Source organism: Enterobacter cloacae complex sp. 394F7 (genome assembly GCF_057320385.1).
In genome coordinates this window covers 211,785-232,354 of record NZ_JBXWCS010000006.1, presented here as the reverse complement: position 1 = coordinate 232,354, position 20,570 = coordinate 211,785, and the positions used below count along the sequence as shown (strand labels likewise).

General features: G+C 57.0%; 23 protein-coding genes and 1 pseudogene. 12 read left to right on the top strand and 12 right to left on the bottom strand.

Going from position 1 to position 20,570, the window contains the following annotated elements; all coding sequences use genetic code 11:
• Positions 1 to 5: 5 nt before the first annotated feature.
• Positions 6 to 986, bottom strand: a complete 981-nt coding sequence (locus AC2FAK_RS11555) for a type IV pilus twitching motility protein PilT (RefSeq protein ID WP_095454931.1) — start codon at positions 984 to 986, stop codon at positions 6 to 8.
• 17 nt (positions 987 to 1,003) lie between these two features.
• On the opposite strand from AC2FAK_RS11555, the gene AC2FAK_RS11550 reads away from it, so the two are divergent.
• The 6 genes and pseudogenes from AC2FAK_RS11550 to AC2FAK_RS11525 form a co-directional block, all read left to right on the top strand.
• On the top strand, positions 1,004 to 1,705 hold the full coding sequence (locus AC2FAK_RS11550; protein WP_095454930.1) for a YggS family pyridoxal phosphate-dependent enzyme: 702 nt from the start codon (positions 1,004 to 1,006) through the stop codon (positions 1,703 to 1,705).
• 21 nt (positions 1,706 to 1,726) lie between these two features.
• Positions 1,727 to 2,293: a YggT family protein gene (locus AC2FAK_RS11545; RefSeq protein WP_013098667.1), complete on the top strand. Its 567-nt coding sequence runs from the start codon at positions 1,727 to 1,729 to the stop codon at positions 2,291 to 2,293.
• Positions 2,290 to 2,577, top strand: a complete 288-nt coding sequence (gene yggU / locus AC2FAK_RS11540; RefSeq protein ID WP_013098668.1) for a DUF167 family protein YggU — start codon at positions 2,290 to 2,292, stop codon at positions 2,575 to 2,577. Before AC2FAK_RS11545 ends, yggU begins: the two co-directional genes overlap by 4 nt.
• 12 nt (positions 2,578 to 2,589) lie before the next feature.
• Positions 2,590 to 3,183: an XTP/dITP diphosphatase gene (locus AC2FAK_RS11535; protein ID WP_058680986.1), complete on the top strand. Its 594-nt coding sequence runs from the start codon at positions 2,590 to 2,592 to the stop codon at positions 3,181 to 3,183.
• Positions 3,176 to 4,324, top strand: coding sequence for a radical SAM family heme chaperone HemW (hemW, locus tag AC2FAK_RS11530; RefSeq protein ID WP_058680987.1), 1,149 nt, complete (start codon positions 3,176 to 3,178; stop codon positions 4,322 to 4,324). The genes AC2FAK_RS11535 and hemW overlap by 8 nt, the downstream gene beginning before the upstream one ends.
• Positions 4,325 to 4,359: 35 nt before the next feature.
• Positions 4,360 to 4,479: pseudogene (locus tag AC2FAK_RS11525) on the top strand (DUF559 domain-containing protein); the annotation flags it as partial.
• A 67-nt stretch (positions 4,480 to 4,546) separates the two neighbouring features.
• On the opposite strand, the gene AC2FAK_RS11520 reads toward AC2FAK_RS11525, so the two are convergent.
• From AC2FAK_RS11520 to trmB, 3 genes are read right to left on the bottom strand one after another with little or no spacing between them, the layout of a single operon-like run.
• Positions 4,547 to 5,263: a YggN family protein gene (locus AC2FAK_RS11520; protein WP_023621456.1), complete on the bottom strand. Its 717-nt coding sequence runs from the start codon at positions 5,261 to 5,263 to the stop codon at positions 4,547 to 4,549.
• A 56-nt stretch (positions 5,264 to 5,319) separates the two neighbouring features.
• Positions 5,320 to 5,646 carry a YggL family protein gene (locus AC2FAK_RS11515; protein WP_003862421.1) on the bottom strand — a complete coding sequence of 109 codons (327 nt, stop codon included), beginning with the start codon at positions 5,644 to 5,646 and terminating at the stop codon, positions 5,320 to 5,322.
• Positions 5,646 to 6,365 carry a tRNA (guanosine(46)-N7)-methyltransferase TrmB gene (gene trmB, locus AC2FAK_RS11510; protein ID WP_020689542.1) on the bottom strand — a complete coding sequence of 240 codons (720 nt, stop codon included), beginning with the start codon at positions 6,363 to 6,365 and terminating at the stop codon, positions 5,646 to 5,648. The genes AC2FAK_RS11515 and trmB overlap by 1 nt, the downstream gene beginning before the upstream one ends.
• Before the next feature lie 144 nt (positions 6,366 to 6,509).
• Here trmB and mutY point away from each other — a divergent pair, with 144 nt between their 5' ends.
• The 4 genes from mutY (at position 6,510) to AC2FAK_RS11490 (ending at position 10,526) form a co-directional block, all read left to right on the top strand.
• Positions 6,510 to 7,562: an A/G-specific adenine glycosylase gene (mutY, locus tag AC2FAK_RS11505; protein ID WP_168733707.1), complete on the top strand. Its 1,053-nt coding sequence runs from the start codon at positions 6,510 to 6,512 to the stop codon at positions 7,560 to 7,562.
• Positions 7,563 to 7,587: 25 nt separating this feature from the next.
• Entirely contained in the window at positions 7,588 to 7,860 is a 273-nt protein-coding gene (locus AC2FAK_RS11500; protein WP_013098674.1) for an oxidative damage protection protein, read from the top strand.
• Between the two features lie 56 nt (positions 7,861 to 7,916).
• Positions 7,917 to 8,993 carry a membrane-bound lytic murein transglycosylase MltC gene (gene mltC, locus AC2FAK_RS11495; RefSeq protein WP_095454929.1) on the top strand — a complete coding sequence of 359 codons (1,077 nt, stop codon included), beginning with the start codon at positions 7,917 to 7,919 and terminating at the stop codon, positions 8,991 to 8,993.
• 276 nt (positions 8,994 to 9,269) lie between these two features.
• The gene (locus tag AC2FAK_RS11490) at positions 9,270 to 10,526 is read left to right on the top strand and encodes a nucleoside permease (protein ID WP_013098677.1); all 1,257 of its coding nucleotides are present in this window, start codon (positions 9,270 to 9,272) and stop codon (positions 10,524 to 10,526) included.
• Positions 10,527 to 10,559: 33 nt separating this feature from the next.
• Here AC2FAK_RS11490 and citG read toward each other — a convergent pair whose 3' ends face one another.
• Genes citG through AC2FAK_RS11450 form a run of 8 tightly spaced genes read right to left on the bottom strand, consistent with a single transcriptional unit; the run spans position 10,560 to position 17,868 of the window.
• Positions 10,560 to 11,363, bottom strand: a complete 804-nt coding sequence (gene citG, locus AC2FAK_RS11485) for a triphosphoribosyl-dephospho-CoA synthase CitG (RefSeq protein ID WP_023621453.1) — start codon at positions 11,361 to 11,363, stop codon at positions 10,560 to 10,562.
• Positions 11,341 to 11,880: a citrate lyase holo-[acyl-carrier protein] synthase gene (gene citX / locus AC2FAK_RS11480; protein ID WP_013098679.1), complete on the bottom strand. Its 540-nt coding sequence runs from the start codon at positions 11,878 to 11,880 to the stop codon at positions 11,341 to 11,343. Before citX ends, citG begins: the two co-directional genes overlap by 23 nt.
• A gap of 2 nt (positions 11,881 to 11,882) precedes the next feature.
• Entirely contained in the window at positions 11,883 to 13,400 is a 1,518-nt protein-coding gene (gene citF, locus AC2FAK_RS11475) for a citrate lyase subunit alpha (protein ID WP_029882972.1), read from the bottom strand.
• Between the two features lie 10 nt (positions 13,401 to 13,410).
• Positions 13,411 to 14,286: a citrate (pro-3S)-lyase subunit beta gene (citE, locus tag AC2FAK_RS11470; RefSeq protein WP_013098681.1), complete on the bottom strand. Its 876-nt coding sequence runs from the start codon at positions 14,284 to 14,286 to the stop codon at positions 13,411 to 13,413.
• Positions 14,283 to 14,576, bottom strand: a complete 294-nt coding sequence (gene citD / locus AC2FAK_RS11465; protein WP_050860606.1) for a citrate lyase acyl carrier protein — start codon at positions 14,574 to 14,576, stop codon at positions 14,283 to 14,285. Before citD ends, citE begins: the two co-directional genes overlap by 4 nt.
• A 16-nt stretch (positions 14,577 to 14,592) precedes the next feature.
• Entirely contained in the window at positions 14,593 to 15,615 is a 1,023-nt protein-coding gene (gene citC, locus AC2FAK_RS11460) for a [citrate (pro-3S)-lyase] ligase (RefSeq protein WP_063427371.1), read from the bottom strand.
• Between the two features lie 10 nt (positions 15,616 to 15,625).
• Complete coding sequence (locus tag AC2FAK_RS11455) at positions 15,626 to 16,489, bottom strand: fumarylacetoacetate hydrolase family protein (RefSeq protein WP_095454928.1); 864 nt, start codon at positions 16,487 to 16,489, stop codon at positions 15,626 to 15,628.
• 17 nt (positions 16,490 to 16,506) lie between these two features.
• Entirely contained in the window at positions 16,507 to 17,868 is a 1,362-nt protein-coding gene (locus AC2FAK_RS11450) for a 2-hydroxycarboxylate transporter family protein (RefSeq protein ID WP_095454927.1), read from the bottom strand.
• Between the two features lie 344 nt (positions 17,869 to 18,212).
• On the opposite strand from AC2FAK_RS11450, the gene AC2FAK_RS11445 reads away from it, so the two are divergent.
• Together AC2FAK_RS11445 and AC2FAK_RS11440 are read left to right on the top strand one after the other, a co-directional pair.
• Complete coding sequence (locus tag AC2FAK_RS11445; RefSeq protein ID WP_095454926.1) at positions 18,213 to 19,850, top strand: ATP-binding protein; 1,638 nt, start codon at positions 18,213 to 18,215, stop codon at positions 19,848 to 19,850.
• Positions 19,840 to 20,532 carry a response regulator gene (locus AC2FAK_RS11440; RefSeq protein ID WP_014833240.1) on the top strand — a complete coding sequence of 231 codons (693 nt, stop codon included), beginning with the start codon at positions 19,840 to 19,842 and terminating at the stop codon, positions 20,530 to 20,532. The genes AC2FAK_RS11445 and AC2FAK_RS11440 overlap by 11 nt, the downstream gene beginning before the upstream one ends.
• Positions 20,533 to 20,570: the final 38 nt, after the last annotated feature.

Below are 20,570 nucleotides of genomic sequence, written 5' to 3'. Positions count from 1 at the left end.
GGGGCCTACAACCGCCCCTGCGCCCGTCGCTCTGCCAGGCTCTGGTCAAAGTTCTGCATCCCCGCCTGCTGACCGGTTTGAATAATCCCGGGCAACTGCCACGTTTTACCTTCGCGGATAAGGTTCGCTGCCGCTGGCGTATTCACCAGCAGTTCATACAGCGCGACGCGACCACCCTGCAGGTCGGGAAGCAGTCTTTGCGCCAGCACCGCCCGCAGGCTGCCGGCCAGCTGATTACGCACCGGGTCTTTCTCCTGCGCCGGGAACGTATCGACCAGCCGTTCAATCGCCTGAGAGGCACCGCGCGTGTGCAGCGTCGCCAGCACCAGATGCCCGGTTTCAGCGGCCGTCAGCGCCAGGCGGATCGTTTCGCTGTCGCGCAGTTCTCCCAGCAGGATGACATCCGGATCTTCACGCAACGCAGCGCGCAGCGCCTCGGCAAATGAGGGACTGTGCAGGCCTATCTCCCGCTGCTGAATCAGGCAACGTTCGCTCTGATAGACAAACTCCACCGGATCTTCCAGCGTCAGAATATGCCCATCCGTCTGGTGATTAAGAAAATCCACCATTGCCGCAAGGGTGGTAGATTTGCCGCTGCCGGTTGCCCCCGTCACCAGTATCAGCCCACTGTCGTGGGATAAGAGTTCCGGGATAGCCCGGGGAACACCCAGGGCGGAGAGCTGCGGACAGGCCCGGGGCAACAGGCGTAGCGTGATGGAGTTGCCCTTCATCTGTTTAAAGGCGCTTGCGCGCAGACGCTGGTTTCCCGTAAGGGTCACGGCAAAATCCACCTGCCCGCTTGCCCACCATGCCCCCTGCTGCTCATCGTTGAGCCGCGTTTTCAGTAACGCATCCACATCGGGAGAGGGAAAGGGAGCCGGTTCAAGGCGGCCTACTCTGCGCCAGCGCGGTGGCGAATCACTGCACAGGTGTAGATCGGAGACATTATGCTTTACACTAAGGGCCACAATTTCTTCCACATCCATACATTACTCCTCGGAAAATGAACAACATTGCGCATAACCTGGCACAGGTCCGGGACAAAATCTCAGCCGCAGAAACACGTTGCGGCCGTGCTTCAGAAGAAATTACGTTACTTGCAGTGAGCAAAACCAAGCCTGCGAGCGCCATCGCAGAAGCGATTGATGCAGGCCAGCGTGCATTTGGTGAAAACTACGTGCAGGAAGGCGTGGATAAAATTCGCTACTTCCAGGAGCAGGGTAATACCGGCCTGCAATGGCACTTTATTGGCCCACTGCAGTCGAATAAAAGCCGTCTGGTGGCAGAGCACTTTGACTGGTGCCATACCATCGACCGTCTGCGCATTGCCACACGTCTGAACGATCAGCGCCCGGCGGAGATGCCCGCGCTTAACGTGCTGATTCAAATCAACATCAGTGATGAAAACAGCAAGTCCGGCATTGCGCTGAGCGAGCTGGATGCGCTGGCGGCTGAAGTGGCCGCGCTGCCGCGCTTAACCCTGCGCGGTTTGATGGCAATCCCGGCGCCTGAGTCAAGTTATGAAAGGCAGTTTGCCGTGGCACAGCAAATGGCTGTAGCATTTGAGGCGCTTAAAGCGCGCTATGAAACGGTAGACACGCTTTCTCTGGGCATGTCGGATGATATGGAAGCCGCCATCGCGGCAGGCAGCACTATGGTGCGCATCGGCACGGCAATTTTCGGTGCGCGCGACTACACCCAATAATAAGGAAACCTGAGGAACGCCATGAAGACGTTGACTTTCCTGCTCTCAACGGTCATTGAGCTGTATACGATGGCGCTTTTGCTGCGCGTCTGGATGCAGTGGGCCCGCTGTGATTTTTACAACCCGTTCTCGCAGTTTGTCGTGAAAATCACCCAACCTGTTGTGGGGCCGCTGCGCCGTATTATTCCGGCGATGGGCCCCATTGACAGCGCATCGCTGCTGGTAGCGTTTATTCTGAGCGTTATCAAAGCGATTGTGCTGTTTATGGTCATCACCTTCCAGCCGATCATCTGGATTGCTGCCGTCCTGATCCTGATTAAAACCATCGGTCTGCTGATCTTCTGGGTGCTGCTGGTCATGGCCATCATGAGTTGGGTCAGCCAGGGCCGTAGCCCGGTGGAATATGCATTGATTCAGCTGGCGGAACCGCTGCTGCGCCCTATCCGCAACCTGCTCCCGTCAATGGGCGGCATCGACTTTTCCCCGATGATCCTGGTTCTGCTGCTGTATGTCGTTAATATGGGCATTGCCGAGCTGTTACAGTCCACGGGCGATATGCTGCTGCCGGGGCTGTGGATGGCGCTATGAGTGCAGTAAGCACCTGCGCTGATGGGCTGGTTTTACGGCTGTATATTCAGCCGAAAGCCAGCCGTGACAATATTGTTGGACTGCATGGCGACGAGTTAAAAGTCGCCATCACCGCCCCACCGGTAGATGGCCAGGCAAATGCGCATCTGACCAAATATCTGGCAAAACAGTTTCGCGTTGCTAAAAGCCAGGTCATCATAGAAAAGGGTGAACTTGGGCGGCATAAACAGGTAAAAATCCTTAATCCGCAATCCATCCCGACGGAAGTCGCGGCTCTGATTTAACAGGATAAAACGATGCAGAAAGTTGTTCTCGCTACCGGCAACGCCGGTAAAGTGCGCGAGCTGGCCTCGCTATTAAATGATTTTGGGCTGGATGTGGTGGCGCAGACCGAGCTTGGCGTGGAGTCCGCCGAAGAGACCGGCCTGACGTTTATCGAAAACGCGATCCTGAAAGCACGCCATGCCGCACAGGTCACCGGCCTGCCCGCGATTGCCGATGATTCCGGTCTGGCGGTTGATTTTCTGGGCGGTGCTCCGGGCATTTACTCTGCCCGCTATTCAGGCGTGGACGCCACCGACCAGCAGAATCTGGAAAAGCTGCTTGTCGCCCTGAAGGATGTGCCAGACGAACAGCGTACCGCGCAGTTCCACTGCGTGCTGGTTTATATGCGTCACGCTGAAGACCCCACGCCTGTCGTCTGCCACGGCAGCTGGCCGGGGGTGATTACCCGTGAAGCCACCGGTAACGGCGGCTTTGGCTACGATCCGATTTTCTTTGTCCCGACTGAGGGCAAAACCGCTGCGGAACTGACCCGCGAAGAGAAAAGCGCGATTTCCCACCGAGGACGCGCCCTGAAACTGTTACTGGAAGCCCTGCGTAATGGCTAATTTGCCGCCTCTGAGTCTTTATATTCATATCCCCTGGTGCGTGCAGAAATGCCCGTACTGCGATTTCAACTCGCATGCGCTGAAAGGTGAAGTGCCGCACGATGATTACGTTGCGCATCTGCTGGCCGACCTGGATGCCGATGTACCTTACGCACAGGGACGTGAAGTGAAGACCATTTTTATTGGTGGCGGTACGCCGAGCCTGCTGTCAGGCCCGGCGATGCAGACGCTGCTGGACGGCGTGCGTGCGCGCCTGAATCTGGCAGCGGATGCTGAAATTACGATGGAAGCCAACCCCGGGACCGTTGAGGCCGACCGTTTTGTCGAGTATCAGCGGGCGGGCGTGAACCGGATTTCCATCGGCGTGCAGAGCTTTAGCGAGCCGAAGTTAAAACGACTGGGGCGTATTCACGGCCCGGAAGAGGCGAAGCGGGCGGCAACGCTGGCTACTGGGCTGGGTCTGCGCAGTTTTAACCTCGACCTGATGCACGGCCTGCCGGATCAGTCGCTGGAAGAGGCGCTGGACGATTTGCGTCAGGCGATTGCCCTGAACCCGCCGCATCTTTCGTGGTATCAGCTGACCATCGAGCCCAATACGCTGTTTGGCTCTCGTCCGCCGGTGCTGCCGGATGACGATGCGCTGTGGGATATCTTTGAGCAGGGCCATCAACTGTTGACCGCCGCAGGCTATCAGCAGTACGAAACGTCGGCCTATGCGAAGCCGGGCTACCAGTGCCAGCACAACCTGAACTACTGGCGCTTTGGCGACTATCTGGGCATTGGCTGCGGCGCGCACGGTAAAGTGACGTTCCCTGACGGGCGTATCCTGCGTACCGCAAAAACTCGCCATCCGCGCGGGTATATGGAAGGTCGTTATCTCGAACGGCAGCACGATGTCGAGGCGGTGGATAAGCCGTTTGAGTTCTTTATGAACCGCTTCCGCCTGCTGGAAGCCGCGCCGCGTAAAGAGTTTGCCCTTTATACCGGGTTGCCGGAAACCGTGATTCGCCCACAAATTGACGAGGCGCTGGCACAGGGGTATCTCACGGAATGTGAGGAATACTGGCAGATCACCGAGCACGGCAAACTGTTCTTAAACTCCCTTCTTGAGCTGTTCCTCGCCGAAGAATCTGAAGGCTGATTCAGGATTTTGCATCCCGTTCTGCCAGCTGAGGGAAAGGCTGGCATGTCATTCGATTCTGGAATAACGAACTCTGGAACAACGAAGAGGCGGTATTAGAACAAATACGGGAAACCCTGCAAATGCTACTACCCTCACCCCGGCCCTCTCCCTGAAAGGGAGAGGGAGCAAACCATTCCCTCGCCCCCTTGGGGAGAGGGTTAGGGTGAGGGGTGAAGTTAATTACTTCAACGTCCCCACCAGTGCCTTCCTGCTATCTTCCAGCGACACCACGCGTTTACACACGTCTTTACCGAACTGCTGGAAATCGGCTTCCTGATTCTTCCACTCGTTCTGAATCGAGGTCTGCAGACCGCCCAGGCTACCCAGCACGCCCTGCAGCGGGTTACCGCCGCCTTTCAGTACCGCTTTGGCGCCCATCTCGTTAATGCTGTCCTGCAGGATGCCGCCCATGGCCTGATTCACCAGTTGCTGGCCGTCAGCACGCACCTGATCAATCGCTTTGTAGTGGAACGTCAGGCCGTCGGTACGATGCTCGATAATCCGGTTCATCTGCTCTTTCAGCTGTTTGTCGAGCTTCGTCAGGCGGGTGCGCATGTTGCTGCTCTCACCTACCTCTTTGGTAATGATCTTATCCAGCGCAACGCGGCCTTTCTCAACGCGGGTCAGGGCGCCTTCGTCAATCCACGGCAGCGCAGTACGCAAATCGGCCTGGTAGTCTCTGGCCTGCTCACGCTGCGCGGCGGTCAGGTTGTACTGTTTGCCATTGAACGTGACATCACCCTGCGGCGTGATGACCAGATTGCCGTTCTCACCTTTAACCTGAACGGTTTGCGGACTTAACACCACGTCATCACGCGGGGTGACGCTACATTTATACTCCGCATGGGCGGTGAATCCGGTTGCCATTAAGACAACAGCCAGCAACGTTTTGCGCATCTTTAACACTCCCTCAGACAAAATGGGCCAGCTAATGCTGGCCCCTGACTTCTTTATTAGTCCCACCAAACGTCGAAAAGTTCGCTGACGCGGACATCTTCCAGTTTGTGGTCTTCAAGCCATTTACGTACCAGCGCCTGATGTTCTTCGGTGCATTTACCCACTTCCTGGGTGCAGATAAGACCTTCCCACGCCAGATAGCCGCTACCGTCGAAGGCCAGCTTGTTTGGCTCGATCACCTCGTTGATGAACGCATCAACGTCCTGATCGATCTGCTCAACGCTGGTGCCTTCCGGGAAACGCCAGGCAACGGAGAAGCCCACTTCCTGGAATTCTTCGATGTGCATCTTTTTACGCAGACGACGGCTACGATTCTTTGCCATTATTTCACCCTCTCGAACATTAAGTCCCATACGCCGTGACCAAGACGATGGCCACGCTGTTCAAATTTCGTTACCGGACGCGATTCCGGACGCGGTACATAGTCGTTGCTCTCTGACTGGTTTTTATACCCGTCCAGAGACGACATCACTTCCAGCATATGTTCCGCATACGGTTCCCAGTCGGTCGCCATATGGAAGACACCGCCCAGTTTCAGCTTACTTTTTACCAGCTCAGCAAACGGCGCCTGAACGATACGGCGCTTATTATGACGTGCTTTGTGCCACGGGTCAGGGAAAAAGAGCTGAACCATGTTCAAAGAATTGTCAGGAATCATTTTGTGCAGCACTTCCACCGCGTCGTGACACATCACGCGCAGGTTCTCGACCCCCTCTTCGTGGGCGGTGGCCAGACACGCGCCAACGCCTGGAGAATGCACTTCTATGCCGAGGAAGTTCTGCTCCGGGCGGGCTTTCGCCATGGTCACCAGCGAGGTGCCCATACCAAAGCCGATCTCCAGGGTCACTGGCGCATCGCGACCGAACAGGTCGGCAAAGTCGAGCGGCTGCTCGCTGAACTCAACGCCCATCACCGGCCAGTAGTTGTCCAGCGCGTGTTGCTGCCCTTTTGTCAGGCGACCCTGACGGCGGACAAAGCTGCGAATACGGCGCAGCGGGCGACCGTTTTCATCAAATTCCGGTGAAATGACGTCGTTTTTCATAAAAGAGTTGTCTGCTTGTGAGAATGTTCGGGAAACGGGCATTATCCAAAGTTAAGGCTTCTATGCAAGCATGGGAAAGATCCGGTTTACAGCAGATTGACGCTGTGCTGCAATCGGCGTCCCTGATTATACGAATCGATGACCATGCAAGCCTCTCAATTTTCAGCCCAGGTGCTGGACTGGTACGACAAATACGGGCGTAAAACCCTGCCCTGGCAAATTGAAAAAACGCCTTACAAAGTATGGCTCTCCGAAGTGATGTTGCAACAAACGCAGGTTGCCACGGTGATCCCTTACTTTGAGCGTTTTATGGCGCGCTTTCCCACGGTAACCGATCTGGCCAACGCGCCGTTAGACGAGGTGCTGCACCTGTGGACAGGGCTTGGCTACTACGCCCGCGCGCGCAATCTGCACAAAGCCGCGCAGCAGGTCGCGACGCGCCACAACGGTAAATTCCCGGAAACCTTCGACGAGGTGGCGGATTTACCCGGCGTTGGGCGATCCACCGCGGGTGCCATCCTCTCACTGTCCCTCGGCAAACATTTCCCGATCCTTGACGGTAACGTGAAGCGCGTGCTGGCACGTTGCTATGCGGTTGACGGCTGGCCGGGGAAAAAAGAGGTCGAAAAGCGGCTGTGGGAGATCAGCGAAGCGGTGACCCCGGCAAAGGGCGTGGAGCGGTTTAACCAGGCGATGATGGATCTCGGTGCGATGGTCTGCACGCGCTCGAAACCAAAATGCGAGCTCTGCCCGCTCAATAACCTGTGCGTGGCGTACGCAAATCATTCCTGGGCGCAGTATCCCGGTAAAAAGCCGAAGCAGACGCTGCCGGAGCGCACCGGTTACATGCTGTTGATGCAGCATGGGGACGAGGTCTTTCTGGCGCAGCGCCCGCCGAGCGGCCTCTGGGGTGGTCTATACTGCTTCCCACAGTTTGAAGATGAAGCCACGCTGCGGGCCTGGCTTAAACAGCGCGGCATTGCTGCCGATAACCTGACGCAGCAGACCGCGTTTCGCCACACTTTCAGCCATTTCCATCTGGATATAGTGCCGATGTGGCTTCCCGTGTCCTCCTTCGCCTCGTGCATGGATGAAGGCACCGCTCTCTGGTATAACTTAGCGCAACCGCCATCAGTCGGGCTGGCGGCTCCCGTGGAGCGCCTGTTACAACAATTACGTGCCGGTGCAATGGTTTAGCATCGGCTAAAAAAGAGGAATGAGTATGGCCAGAACCATTTTTTGTACTTTCCTGCAGCGCGACGCTGAAGGCCAGGACTTCCAGCTCTATCCGGGCGAACTGGGTAAGCGCATTTATAACGAGATCTCCAAAGAAGCCTGGGGACAGTGGCAGAAAAAACAGACCATGCTGATTAACGAGAAAAAACTCAGCATGATGAACCCGGAACACCGCAAGCTGCTGGAGCAGGAGATGGTGAACTTCCTGTTCGAAGGTAAAGACGTCCACATCGAAGGTTATACGCCGCCGGAAAAATAACAGCGCGCGGGGGAAACCCCGCCGTTCAAGCAAACACAACACGCACTCCCGGAATGATGAAAAAAATTTTAGCGCTAGCCCTTGTTGCGCCGTTGCTTGTCTCGTGTTCATCCAAAAAAGGCGATGAATACAACGAAGCCTGGGTTAAGGACACCAACGGTTTTGATATTTTGATGGGGCAGTTTGCCCACAACATCGAGAACATATGGGGATTTAACGAAGTTCTTATCGCCGGACCTAAGGATTACGTTAAGTACACCGACGCCTACCAGACCCGTAGCCACATCAACTTCGATGACGGTACGATCACGGTTGAAACCATCGCGGGGACTGACCCTGCGGCGCATTTACGGCAGGCCATTGTCAAAACCCTGCTGATGGGCGACGATCCGGGTTCAATCGATCTCTACTCCGACGCCGACGACATTACCATTTCTAAAGAGCCGTTCCTGTACGGTCAGGTCGTGGATCAGACCGGTCAGCCAATCCGCTGGGAAGGCCGCGCCACGAAATTCGCCGACTATCTGCTGCAAACGCGTCTGAAAAGCCGTACCAACGGCCTGAAAGTGATTTATAGCGTCACAATTAACCTGGTGCCGAACCACCTCGACAAGCGTGCGCATAAGTATCTGGGCATGGTGCGTCAGGCGTCACGTAAATATGGCGTGGATGAGTCGCTGATCCTGGCGATCATGCAGACCGAATCGTCCTTTAACCCGTACGCCGTGAGCCGTTCCGACGCGCTGGGGCTGATGCAGGTTGTCCAGCACAGCGCCGGTAAAGACGTGTTCCGCGCACAGGGGAAATCGGGCACGCCGAGCCGTAGCTATCTGTTTGACCCGCAAAGCAACATTGATACCGGTACGGCCTATCTGGCGATGCTGAATAATGTCTATCTGGGCGGGATTGATAACCCAACCTCACGTCGTTATGCGGTCATTACCGCTTACAACGGCGGTGCAGGCAGCGTGCTGCGTGTCTTCTCGAATGACAAAGTGCAGGCCGCAAATATCATCAACAGCATGGCGCCGGGGGATGTGTACGCCACCCTCACCACCCGCCACCCGTCTGCGGAATCCCGTCGTTATCTGTATAAGGTGAATACGGCGCAGAAGAACTATCGTCGCCGATAATCAACACACCTTCTCCTGCAAGGAGAAGGTGTTCTGCTTCCCCTCTCCCTGTGGGAGAGGGCCAGGGTGAGGGCATCAGGCCGCACCTACCCTATCTCACCCCACCCATACGAAAATGTTATTTGCATCACAATCCAAACTGCAAATTAATGTGGATTGCATTTTTTTGCGGGAGGTAACAAAACATATCGTTGCCAACTGATAGAATTGCATCAAATAACAACCCTGAATGTTCCTATAACAACATATCTCCCGCTCACTTGTGAGGAAAGTAACATGAACCTTAAGCTGCAGCTTAAAATATTGTCGTTTCTGCAGTTCTGCCTGTGGGGTAGCTGGCTGACTACACTCGGCTCCTATATGTTTGTGACGCTCAAGTTCGATGGTGCGTCAATCGGTGCCGTCTACAGCTCGCTGGGTATCGCGGCGGTCTTTATGCCAACGCTGCTGGGGATCGTGGCGGATAAATGGTTGAGTGCGAAATGGCTGTACATGCTTTGCCACCTGGTGGGCGCGGGCACGCTGTTTATGGCAGCCCAGGTCACCACGCCGGGGGCGATGTTTATGGTGATCCTGCTTAACTCGCTGGCCTACATGCCAACGCTTGGGCTGATCAACACCATCTCCTACTACCGCCTGAAATCCGCCGATATGGATATCGTGACCGACTTCCCGCCTATCCGTATCTGGGGCACCATCGGTTTTATTATGGCAATGTGGGGCGTGAGCTTCGCGGGCTTTGAACTGAGCCATATGCAGCTCTACATCGGTGCGGCGCTCTCCGTGGTGCTGGCACTGTTTACCCTGACGCTGCCGCATATTCCGGTATCTAACCAGCAGAAAAACCAGAGCTGGAGCACCATGCTTGGCCTGGACGCTTTCGCGCTATTTAAAAACAAACGCATGGCGATCTTCTTTATCTTCTCCATGCTGCTGGGCGCGGAACTGCAAATCACCAACATGTTCGGCAATACCTTCCTGCACAGCTTCGATAATAACCCGCTGTTCTCAGGCAGCTTTATCGTTGAACATGCCTCGGTAATGATGTCCATCTCGCAGATCTCTGAGACGCTGTTCATCCTGACCATCCCGTTCTTCCTGAGCCGCTACGGCATCAAGAACGTCATGCTGATCAGTATTGCCGCGTGGATGCTGCGCTTCGGCCTGTTCGCCTACGGCGACCCAAGCCCGTTCGGCACCGTGCTGCTGGTTCTGTCGATGATTGTTTACGGCTGCGCCTTCGACTTCTTCAACATCTCCGGTTCGGTGTTTGTGGAAAAAGAGGTGAAACCTGAAATCCGCGCCAGCGCACAGGGTATGTTCCTGATGATGACCAACGGCTTCGGCTGTATCCTGGGCGGTGTGGTGAGCGGTAAAGTGGTTGAGATGTATACCACCAACGGCATTACCGACTGGCAGCCAGTGTGGCTTATCTTCGCCGCATACTCGCTGGTGCTGTTCTTCGCGTTTATCGTGCTGTTCCAGTACAAGCATGTACGCGAACCGCACGGCGCACAGCCAGTCGCGCATTGATTATTGTGCCGGGTAGGCGAAGCCGCCACCCGGCTATTTTATTGCAGCAAGCACCCACCCCACCGACAGCAAATCCGCGCTGCCGCCCGGGCTCAGGTTGCGTTCAATTAATGCGTTATCCATTCTACGCAACGCTTCACCATCCCAGCCGTCAGCCAGCAGTTCCCGCGCATAGTCCTGAACGTAGCCCAGCCCCTCAATGCCGCCGCGCGACACCAGATTGCTGTCCTGATTGATTGCCATCAGGCGTAACAGCAGGCCGTGAAGTGAATGTCCGTTCCACTGCGCCAGCGCTTTACGCACCGTCGCAAAACCACTCTCCGCCTCGCCGCGCGCGCCGGTTAAGCCGTACTGCCGGAACTGCCGCTCCCCCGCCGTCGCCTGCCCGCTGCGTTCGGCCAGCTCCCGCGAAACCAGCCCGTGGCAGATGTTACTCACCTCACAACAGAGGCTTTCTGCGGAGATATTTTTCACACGCCCGGCGGCGAAGCAGAGTAAACCAAGGGCAAAAATGCCCCCTTTGTGCGTGTTCACCCCGTTCGTCGCGGCATACATCGCCTGCTCACAGGCCATCCCCATCGGGCGGAGGAGCCGTAACTGTTCGCCTGCGGGTTTATCGGCATGCGTGTTACCCAGCTCAGCAAAGCGCGAAAACCACGGCGTAATCGCCATAATGCTGCGGACAAACAGCGCGTGATCCATATCGCGATGGGAGCCGTTATTGAGCCTGTCCACCAGCCCCGGTTTCGGTGTCAGCGCCAGCTCCTGCCACAGCGCCTCTGCGGCAAGCGCGGGGACGTCAAGCGGGCGCGGTTTAGTCGCGAGCAAACCAGTCATCGATCATCTTCTCCACGCGCGCCACCACCTGCTCCACAGGATGTTTGCGCGAACGGGAACAGGCGTGGGCCGGTTCATCACAAATCAGGCAGCGTCTGAGATGGGAGCCCAGCGACTGACGTCCAACGTGGCCGTTTTCAGGGCAAATCACATCCAGATCCCACAGCCTGCCAAGCGGGTGCGTCTGCTCCAGCTCTGCACAGTGGGCTTTGATTTCTGCCGCGGGATGGGCCACGCACCACAGCGCTTCGGGCCCGGTCGGGAGCCACAGCACCTGGCGGTCCAGCACCTGCCAGCGGTTTTCCCACAGCAGCTGGTCGCACATTTGTAACGCCACGCCCATGGTGTTGCGATAGCGCAGGCTGTCTTTGATCTCCCCGGGTGTTACCAGCGTGAGGGAGATCACCGGTTGTTGATAGTGCGTAAGCCAGTCAGCCTGACGGGCTGCGCGGCGCTCTTTCGCCGCCAGCAGCGCGTCCAGGCTGACACCCGCCCGCACGGGTGTCGCAATGGTCATATTCACTCCTTTACCTGTCGAACGGTGTCGATCACGCTGCCGTCGCGGTAGCGGATCACCCCGACAATTTTGTCTGTGAACTCAATTGGTTTCGGTACGCCTGTCAGCGAAATTGCCCGCTCATAGAGGGCGTTGATATCCACAACCTTCAGCCCTGCTTCCATGAGGCGTTCGCGGATCTCCGGGCGCGCCGGGTTGACCGCAATGCCGTGATCGGTGACCAGCACGTCGATGCTTTCGCCCGGCGTGAGGCGTGTGGTAACGCGCTTCACCACCGTCGGAATGCGGCTACGCAGCAGCGGCGCAACGACGATGGTCAGGTTCGCCGCGGCGGCCACGTCGCAGTGCCCGCCGGACGCGCCGCGCATCACGCCATCGGAGCCGGTAATGACGTTAACGTTGAAATCGACGTCAATCTCCAGCGCGCTGAGGATCACTACGTCGAGCTGGTCGCAGCTTGCCGCCTTACTGCCGGGGTTGGCGTAGACGTTAGTGGAGATCTCCACGTGGTTCGGGTTGCGCGCCAGCGAGGCCGCCGCCTGGCCGTCGAAGCACTGGGTATCGAGCAGCTTTTCAATCAGCCCCTTCTCGTGCAGATCCACCAGGCTGCCGGTGATGCCACCCAGCGCAAAGCGTGCCTTCACGCCGCTGCGCTCCATCTTCTCTTCCATAAAGCGGGTGCAGGCGGTGGCCGCCGCGCCGGAGCCGGTCTGCATCGAGAAGCCCGGTTTAAAATAGCCGGAGTGCTCAATCACATCCGCCGCATAGCGGGCAATCATCAGCTCGCGCGGATTGCTGGTGACGCGCGCCGCGCCGACGCTGATTTTTGCCGGATCGCCCACGCTCTCCACCTGCACGATGTAGTCCACCTGATCCTGTACCAGGCTGGCGGGCATATTGGGGAACGGCACCAGCGCTTCCGTCAACAACACCACCTTGCGGGCAAAATGGGCGTCCACCATCGCGTAGCCCAGCGAGCCGCAGCACGATTTCCCGTGCGTGCCGTTGGCGTTACCAAACTCATCGCTGCACGGCACGCCAAGAAACGCCACGTCAATGTTCAGCTCACCGTCCTGCAGCAGCTTTACGCGCCCGCCGTGAGAGTGAATTTGTACCGGCTCGTCCATCAGCCCGTGGGAGATGGCATCCGCCAGCTTGCCACGCATGCCGGAGGTGTAGATCCGGGCGATCACCCCGCTTGCAATATGCTCGATCAGCGCGTCGTTGCAGGTCATCAGCGAGCTGGAGGCGAGGGTCAGGTTTTTGAAGCCCATCCGCGCCAGCAGCGCCACGACGGTGTTGATCACCCGGTCGCCTTCACGAAACGCGTGGTGGAAGGAGATGGTCATTCCGTCCTTCAGGCCGCTACGCCTCACCGCCTCTTCAATGGAGGCGCAGAGTTTACGGCTGTGTTTCGCGTCGCTGTCCGCCAGCCACGGCGTGGCGCTGTGGGCGGTATCAAACGGTTTTAACTCCCGCAGATGGGGAAAATTCACATGGAGAAGTTCTGTCTGGTTCATTGTGTCATCCTTACCGACGCACGCCGGAGGCCGCCGCGCGTTCGAGCACCACCTGCGCGTGGTTAATAATCGGTGCATCCACCATCTTGCCGTTGAGCGACACCACGCCAAGGCCGTTACGTTCGCCCTCTTCTGCCGCTTCAATCACCCGCAGGGCGTGATCCACCTCTTCCTGGGTTGGCGCATAGGCGTTATGCAGCAGGTCTATCTGGCGCGGGTTGATCAGCGATTTGCCGTTAAAGCCCATCTTGCGGATCAGATCGACCTCGCGCAGGAATCCGGCCTCATCGTTAACGTCTGACCACACCACGTCGAAGGCGTCGATGCCTGCTGCGCGAGCGGCGTGCAGCACGGCGCAGCGGGCGTAGAACAGCTCGGTGCCGTCGCCGCGCTCGGTCTGCATGTCCATCACGTAGTCAAAAGCCGCCAGCGCAATGCCGATCAGGCGCGGCGAGCTGCGGGCAATCGCCACGGCATTGATAACGCCAATGGCCGATTCAATCGCCGCCATCACGCGGGTGGAACCAACCTCGCGCCCGCACTCCTGCTCGATACGCTCAAGGTGGCCTTCCAGCTCGTAGATGTCGTCCGGGGTGTCGGTTTTCGGCAGGCGGATCACATCCACGCCGGCGCGCACGGCGGCTTCCAGATCCAGCAAGCCAAACGGCGTGCTCAGCGGGTTTATGCGCACCACGGTTTCGATGTCCTGATACATCGGGTGCTGCAGGGCGTGGAACACCAGCATTCGCGCGGTGTCTTTCTCGCGCAGGGCAACGGCGTCTTCAAGGTCAAACATGATGGAGTCTGGACGGTAGATAAACGCGGTTGAAAGCATGGCGGCATTGGCGCCGGGCAGGAACAACATACTGCGGCGGAGTTTGCTCATTTCAGCGCCTCCCAGTTGATAGCCTGTTCATCGGCGGCACGCAGAAGCGCACTTTGCAGGCGGGCGCGGATCACACAGTCCAGCGCCCCTTTGTCTTCAATAATGATAAGTCCCTGGTGCACATTCATGGCGCGCAATGTCTCGTTGACCACCTGGCGAATTTGCTCGCCAAACTGCTTAATCACTTCACTGTGGATGACTATCTCCAGCTCGCCGTGAGCGGGAGCAATTTTCACCATCAGGTCGCTGGACTCCTGCGTTCCGGCCAGCGCCTCCCTTACAATTTTCATGATAAATTCCTGGTAGTTAAGCGACTTCGGCACTCGCACGGTAGTGTGCTTCGAGATGCGCGAAGGTGGAGTCCGGGACAATCTCCCGGATCCGGGAAAACTGCTGAGTCTTGAGCAAGCGGCGCACTTCCGACGCCGAAATGGCGTTGCCGGTGGCCTTGATGCGCGGCATTTCCACCACCTCAATCTGCGGGCTCAGCAAGGCGTGCAGCGTCTGGTTGTACTGACGGGTGATATCGCAAAACGGCTCAGAGCCGATAAAACGATGGGTAATGCCCAGCGCCGGTGCGATAAAGTCGCGGAAGATCAGCACGTCGATTTCGCTCCACGCCTGCTGCACTTTGCCGGTCTCTTTCAGGAAGTAGGCCGGGAAGGTGGCGCGGGAGATGATGTACTGCGAGCCTTCGTGCACGGTCACATTTGGCAGATGCGCGACGCCCGCACGCACCATTGCGAGGCGCGCGCTGAACGGGAAGAACGAGGCATCTTCACGCACCACAAACAGGTGCAGGGCGTCACACTGCATCGCCGCCTGCTCCACCAGATGACGGTGGCCGAGGGTGAACGGGTTGGCGTTCATCACTATCGCGCCAGTCTTCTCCCCGCCCTTGCGCATCCTGCCCAGGGAACGGCAGTAGCGCTCGATCCCCTGCGGAGTGTTCTCCATCAGCACGGCGTTGTTGCCGCTCTGGACAATGGGCCAGAAGCCGCTGCGGGCAAAACGCGCCTTATTGCACGGGCGCGTGCAGAGGAAGAGGTGAAAATGTCCGCGCTCCAGCGCCGCATTCTGCACCTCCGCCAGCAAGCGCGCGCTAAGGTTCTCGCCGCGAAGCTGCTCATTCACGGCCACACACTTGATAACGTTGGCGGCCAGCCCGGCGCAACCCACCAGCTGCGCGCCGGACCAGGCTTCGACAAACAGCGTGATGTCGTTGTCCAGACCCAGGCCGCTGTCTGCCAGCAGGTAACGGATCTGGCTTAAGCGTTCCGGGTGTTTCGCCACCAGCGTGTGGCGAAAATCGATGGGTTGACTGTTCATGCCGCCTTTCTCAGTGTGCCGCCGCAAGCCCGGTAGCTGGCGCTTCCACAATCACGTTGCTCAGATGACCGATATGCTCGATCTCCACTTCAATGCGATCGCCCTCTTTCATAAACAGCGGCGGATTACGCTTTTTCCCCACCCCGCCCGGGGAGCCGGTGATGATCACGTCGCCCGGACTTAAGCGGGTAAAGGTGCTGATGTACTCGATCAGCTCCGCAACCTTGTGGATCATGCTGCTGGTGTTGTCTTCCTGCACCATGCGGCCGTTCAGCCAGGTGCGGATCGCCAGCCTGTGCGGGTCCGGGATCTCATCGGCCGTGGCCATCCACGGGCCAAACGCGCCGGTCTGACGCCAGTTTTTACCGGCAGTGAACCAGGTGTGCTGCCAGTCGCGGGCGGAGCCGTCCATGTAGCAGCTGTAGCCCGCCACGTGGTGCAGCGCCTCATCGCGGCTGATGTTTTCCCCGCCCTTGCCGATGATCACCGCCAGCTCGCCTTCGTAGTCGAATTCGCTGGAGTGGCGCGGCTTCAGCACCGGTTCGTTGTGGCCGGTCTGAGAATCCGGGAAGCGCACGAACAGCGTCGGTGCCGGGTTGTGCTGGTCAAACTCCTTGCGCTTGTCGGCGTAGTTCATGCCCACACAGAGGATTTTTTCCGGCTGCTCAATCACCGGTAAGAAGGTGATGGCGCTCATCGGCACGTCCACAGCATCGTTCAGGTAACGGGTGGCCTGCGCCAGTCCGTTACCCTGCAGCAGCGCTTTGAGGTCGCTGTAGCGGTCGCCGAGACGGCGACCTAAATCAATCACACCTTCGGCCTGGACGATGCCGTAGCTGCGTTTTCCCTGGTATAAAAAGCTTGCGAGTTTCATTGTTCTTTCCTGAAAACTTAAACGAGGAAGTTGCCCAAAATCAGCAGTGAGATAGAGACGTTAATCGCGCCGCCGATACGGGTAGCAATCTGGGCGAAGGGCATCAGGCTCATACGGTTGCCTGCGGTCAGGATCGCCACGTCACCGGTACCGCCCTGGCCGCTCTGGCAGCAGGAGACGATGGCGACATCAATCGGGTGCATACCAATCTTTTTGCCGACGAAGAAGCCGGTCGCCACCAGCGAAGAGACGGTACTGATAATCACCAGCAGGTTAGTCAGCGTGAAGGCCGCGACCAGTTCATGCCATGGGGTGATCGCCACACCCACCGCGAAGAGAATGGGATAGGTCACCGAGGTCTGGAAGAATTTGTACACCACCTGAGAGCCTTCCAGCAGACGCGGAGAGGCACCGTTGCAGAGCTTCACCAGCACCGCCATAAACAGCATGCCAACCGGCGCAGGCAGACCAATCAGCTTGTGGCCGAGCATGCCCAGCATGTAGAACAGCACCGCCAGCAGCGCACCGGAGGCGATGGTGGTGACGTCCGCTTTGCCGGAGAACGCAGGTTGAGAAACGGTGGCATCGGCATTCGCGCGGTTCGGCATCAGCTGACCTTCACCGGTCAGGTGTGGATAACGCTTGCCCAGCTGGTTCAGACAGCCGGAGATGATGATAGCGGTCAGCCCGCCGAGCATGACCATCGGCAGCACGCGACCGAGCGCCACGCCCTGATCCATGTGCAGCAGGGTGGCGTAGCCGATGGAGAGCGGGATAGCCCCTTCGCCCACGCCGCCTGCCATAATCGGCAGAATGATAAAGAAGAAGATCTGGAACGGCTCAAGACCCAGCGCCAGACCCACGCCCATCCCCACCAGCATGCCGACGATCTCGCCGCACAGCATCGGGAAGAAGATGCGCAGGAAGCCCTGAATCAGCACGGTGCGGTTCATGCTCATGATGCTGCCGACAATAATGCAGCAGATGTAGAGATAAAGAATGTTGGTGGATTTATAGAACTTAGTGGTGGATTCCACTACCACATCCGGCAACAGGCCGTAATAGACCAGCGCGGAGGGGATAAAGGTGGCGCAAATCGCCGCCGCGCCGAGCTTGCCGACAATCGGCAGGCGTTTGCCGAACTCACCGCAGGCAAAGCCGAAGAACGCCAGCGTCGCCACCATCACCACGATATCGCTTGGCAGTTTTCCGCCCAGACAATCAATGGCAATCAGCGCGCCCGCCAGGACAAACAGCGGCAGAGGAATAATCCCGATTTTCCAGGTATCCATAATATGCCACCAGCGCTCTTTGAGCGATGGCCGCTGAATATCAATCGGGTCGTGGGTAACAGAGAAAGAATCGTCAGTTGTGCTCATAATAAGCCCCTTAGTTATTTTGTGCGTTCAGCTTAGAGTCACAAAGGCTTACTTTATGTGAGGAATGGCATATTAAAAGCGAAGTTTTAATGGCGACTATGGTTTTAATGGTTTCTTTTATTTAATGTGATTTGCCCCTTATTTATTGCCGTGGTTTTTATGGTTTCTTTTCTAAACCGAACAAACAAATAACATTTACACGGTGGTGTTTAAGGGAAAACCCTTTCAGATAATTCTTTTGCAGGCCTTGCTGTGCAAGGGATCACAAGTTTTCGGCAAAGCGGGTATCCACGCGAAAAAAGATGATATATTGACAAACTTCGTTGATACCACGCGTGATTGTTATGAAAGTATCGTTTCAGATTAAGCTGTTTGTTTCGCTGGTTGTCTTTTTCTCAGTGCTTTTTGCTTTGCTGGGCGGATATTATTATGTCGACGTTAGCCGACAGCTTTATCAGGAAATGAGCGCACGCGCAAAAATACAGGCGGAAGAGATCGCCCTTATTCCGTCATTACGAAAAGAGGTCGAACAAAAAGATATCAGCGCCATTCACGATTTTATGCAGAAAATAGCCACCCACAGTGATGCCAGTTTTATTGTGATTGGCGATAACAAAGGGCTGCATCTGTTTCATTCCGTTTTTGCGGACAGAGTGGGCCATACGCTGGTCGGCGGAGACAACGAAGAGGTGCTGCGCGGTAAAAGCACCACCACTATCCGCAAGGGAGGATTAGGCATTTCGCTGCGCAGCAAAGCGCCCATTTTTAACGATGCCGGTCAGGTAGTGGGAATTGTCTCGGTAGGCTATCTCACCAGCTATCTTGAAACCATCACCGTCAGTAAAGTGGTTAACATCCTGATCGCCGCCGTACTGTTACTGCTTGCCCTTTTTATCTTCTCCTGGTTCTTTACCCGCAGTATCAAGAAGCAGATTTTCTCCCTGGAGCCGCGAGAGATTGGTCTGCTGGTGCGCCAGCAAAAGGCGATGATGGAGTCCATTTATGAAGGGGTGATCGCCATTGACGATGAACGGCGAATAGAAGTGATTAACCAGGCGGCACGCAAACTGCTGGGCCTGAGCCAGCCGGCCCGGGAACTGCGCGGGCAGCTGATAAGCGAAGTAATCGATCCTGTTCCGTTCTTCGAAACACAAACGATGCTCGCCAAAGATACCCATGACGAGATTTGCCGCTTTAACGATCTCACGGTGATCGCCAGCCGGGTGCGCATCATGCTTGAGAACTCTCTGCAGGGCTGGGTGATCACCTTCCGCGATCGCAACGAGATCGACTCGCTCAGCGCCCAGCTCAGCCAGGTCAAACGCTATGTTGATAACCTGCGCATTATGCGTCACGAGCAGCTAAACCGGATGACCACTCTCTCCGGCCTGCTGCATATGGGCCGCTACGAGGAGGCGATTGGCTACATTCAGGCGCAGTCGGAACACGCTCAGGAGCTGCTGGACTTTATCTCTTCGCGCTTCAGCTCCCCGACACTGTGCGGCCTGCTGCTGGGGAAAGCCGCGCGGGCGCGGGAGAAAGGCGTCGAGCTGAACTTCGACCCGACCTGTCGTCTGGACAGACCGTTCCTCGCGCTGCCTGAAGAGGCGCTGATTTCTATCATTGGCAACCTACTGGATAACGCCATTGAAGCGACCCAGCGCTCGCCGCTTCCGCATGCTCCTGTGGAAGTGCTGATAAAACTGAGCGAACAAGAACTCATCATCGAAGTGGCCGATCAGGGCGTGGGCATTAAACCGGAGATCCGTGACAGGATATTTGAGCGCGGCATCACCACCAAAACGCGCGGCGATCACGGCATTGGTTTGTATCTGATCGAAAGCTATGTCACACAGGCTGGCGGTGCAATTGAGGTTGCCGATAATACGCCGCGGGGGGCGATTTTCTCACTGTTTATCCCCGCCACGGGAACCGCCCGGCATCCCGCACAGGAACAGGAAGATACCGATTATGCAACATGAACTTATCGACGTACTGATAGTTGAAGACGAGAACGAACTGGCGCAACTGCACGCAGAGCTGATCGGCAAACATCCGCGTCTTAGACTGGTGGGGATTGCCTCGTCGCTGGCGCAAGCGCAGGTTGAGCTTGAAAGTAAACAGCCGCAGCTGATGTTGCTGGATAACTACCTGCCGGACGGGAAAGGCATCACCCTTATCAGTAACCCGATGCTCGCCCGCGCCAACTGTTCAGTGATTTTCATCACCGCCGCCAGCGATATGGACACCTGCAGCCAGGCCATTCGTAACGGGGCGTTTGATTACATCCTGAAGCCGGTTTCCTGGAAGCGGCTCAGCCAGTCGCTGGAGCGTTTTGTGCAGTTTGCTGAGCAACAGCGGGTCTGGAAGATTGTTGACCAGCAGAACGTCGATTCTTTATACCAGCTACAGGCGAAAAACTACCGCCAGGACAACGGCAGCAAAGGTATTGAGGAAAATACGCTGGCGCGGGTGCAGGCGCTGTTTAACGACAAGGCGACGCACTGTTTTACGGTGGATGAGGTGGTGAGTGAAACGGGGCTGAGTAAAACCACCACCCGGCGCTATCTGGAGCACTGCGTGGAGGCAGGTTTTCTGACGGTGGAGATGCTGTACGGCAAGATTGGGCATCCACGGAGGATGTATAAACGTAGTGCGGTTTGAAGAAAAGTTCCCTCTCCCTGTGGGAGAGGGTTAGGGTG

Bases quoted from the DNA above. Each gene is read 5' to 3' on its own strand.
- AC2FAK_RS11490 (WP_013098677.1), top strand. From the start codon at position 9,270: ATGAACCTTAAGCTGCAGCTTAAAATATTGTCGTTTCTGCAGTTCTGC.
- AC2FAK_RS11535 (WP_058680986.1), top strand. From the start codon at position 2,590: ATGCAGAAAGTTGTTCTCGCTACCGGCAACGCCGGTAAAGTGCGCGAG.
- AC2FAK_RS11445 (WP_095454926.1), top strand. From the start codon at position 18,213: ATGAAAGTATCGTTTCAGATTAAGCTGTTTGTTTCGCTGGTTGTCTTT.
- mutY (WP_168733707.1), top strand. From the start codon at position 6,510: ATGCAAGCCTCTCAATTTTCAGCCCAGGTGCTGGACTGGTACGACAAA.
- AC2FAK_RS11450 (WP_095454927.1), bottom strand. From the start codon at position 17,868: ATGAGCACAACTGACGATTCTTTCTCTGTTACCCACGACCCGATTGAT.
- AC2FAK_RS11545 (WP_013098667.1), top strand. From the start codon at position 1,727: ATGAAGACGTTGACTTTCCTGCTCTCAACGGTCATTGAGCTGTATACG.
- yggU (WP_013098668.1), top strand. From the start codon at position 2,290: ATGAGTGCAGTAAGCACCTGCGCTGATGGGCTGGTTTTACGGCTGTAT.
- citF (WP_029882972.1), bottom strand. From the start codon at position 13,400: ATGAACCAGACAGAACTTCTCCATGTGAATTTTCCCCATCTGCGGGAG.
- citG (WP_023621453.1), bottom strand. From the start codon at position 11,363: ATGACTGGTTTGCTCGCGACTAAACCGCGCCCGCTTGACGTCCCCGCG.
- AC2FAK_RS11555 (WP_095454931.1), bottom strand. From the start codon at position 986: ATGGATGTGGAAGAAATTGTGGCCCTTAGTGTAAAGCATAATGTCTCC.
- citC (WP_063427371.1), bottom strand. From the start codon at position 15,615: ATGAACAGTCAACCCATCGATTTTCGCCACACGCTGGTGGCGAAACAC.
- AC2FAK_RS11500 (WP_013098674.1), top strand. From the start codon at position 7,588: ATGGCCAGAACCATTTTTTGTACTTTCCTGCAGCGCGACGCTGAAGGC.
- AC2FAK_RS11520 (WP_023621456.1), bottom strand. From the start codon at position 5,263: ATGCGCAAAACGTTGCTGGCTGTTGTCTTAATGGCAACCGGATTCACC.
- trmB (WP_020689542.1), bottom strand. From the start codon at position 6,365: ATGAAAAACGACGTCATTTCACCGGAATTTGATGAAAACGGTCGCCCG.
- AC2FAK_RS11515 (WP_003862421.1), bottom strand. From the start codon at position 5,646: ATGGCAAAGAATCGTAGCCGTCGTCTGCGTAAAAAGATGCACATCGAA.
- citX (WP_013098679.1), bottom strand. From the start codon at position 11,880: ATGACCATTGCGACACCCGTGCGGGCGGGTGTCAGCCTGGACGCGCTG.
- citD (WP_050860606.1), bottom strand. From the start codon at position 14,576: ATGAAAATTGTAAGGGAGGCGCTGGCCGGAACGCAGGAGTCCAGCGAC.
- mltC (WP_095454929.1), top strand. From the start codon at position 7,917: ATGAAAAAAATTTTAGCGCTAGCCCTTGTTGCGCCGTTGCTTGTCTCG.
- hemW (WP_058680987.1), top strand. From the start codon at position 3,176: ATGGCTAATTTGCCGCCTCTGAGTCTTTATATTCATATCCCCTGGTGC.
- AC2FAK_RS11455 (WP_095454928.1), bottom strand. From the start codon at position 16,489: ATGAAACTCGCAAGCTTTTTATACCAGGGAAAACGCAGCTACGGCATC.
- AC2FAK_RS11550 (WP_095454930.1), top strand. From the start codon at position 1,004: ATGAACAACATTGCGCATAACCTGGCACAGGTCCGGGACAAAATCTCA.
- AC2FAK_RS11440 (WP_014833240.1), top strand. From the start codon at position 19,840: ATGCAACATGAACTTATCGACGTACTGATAGTTGAAGACGAGAACGAA.
- citE (WP_013098681.1), bottom strand. From the start codon at position 14,286: ATGAGCAAACTCCGCCGCAGTATGTTGTTCCTGCCCGGCGCCAATGCC.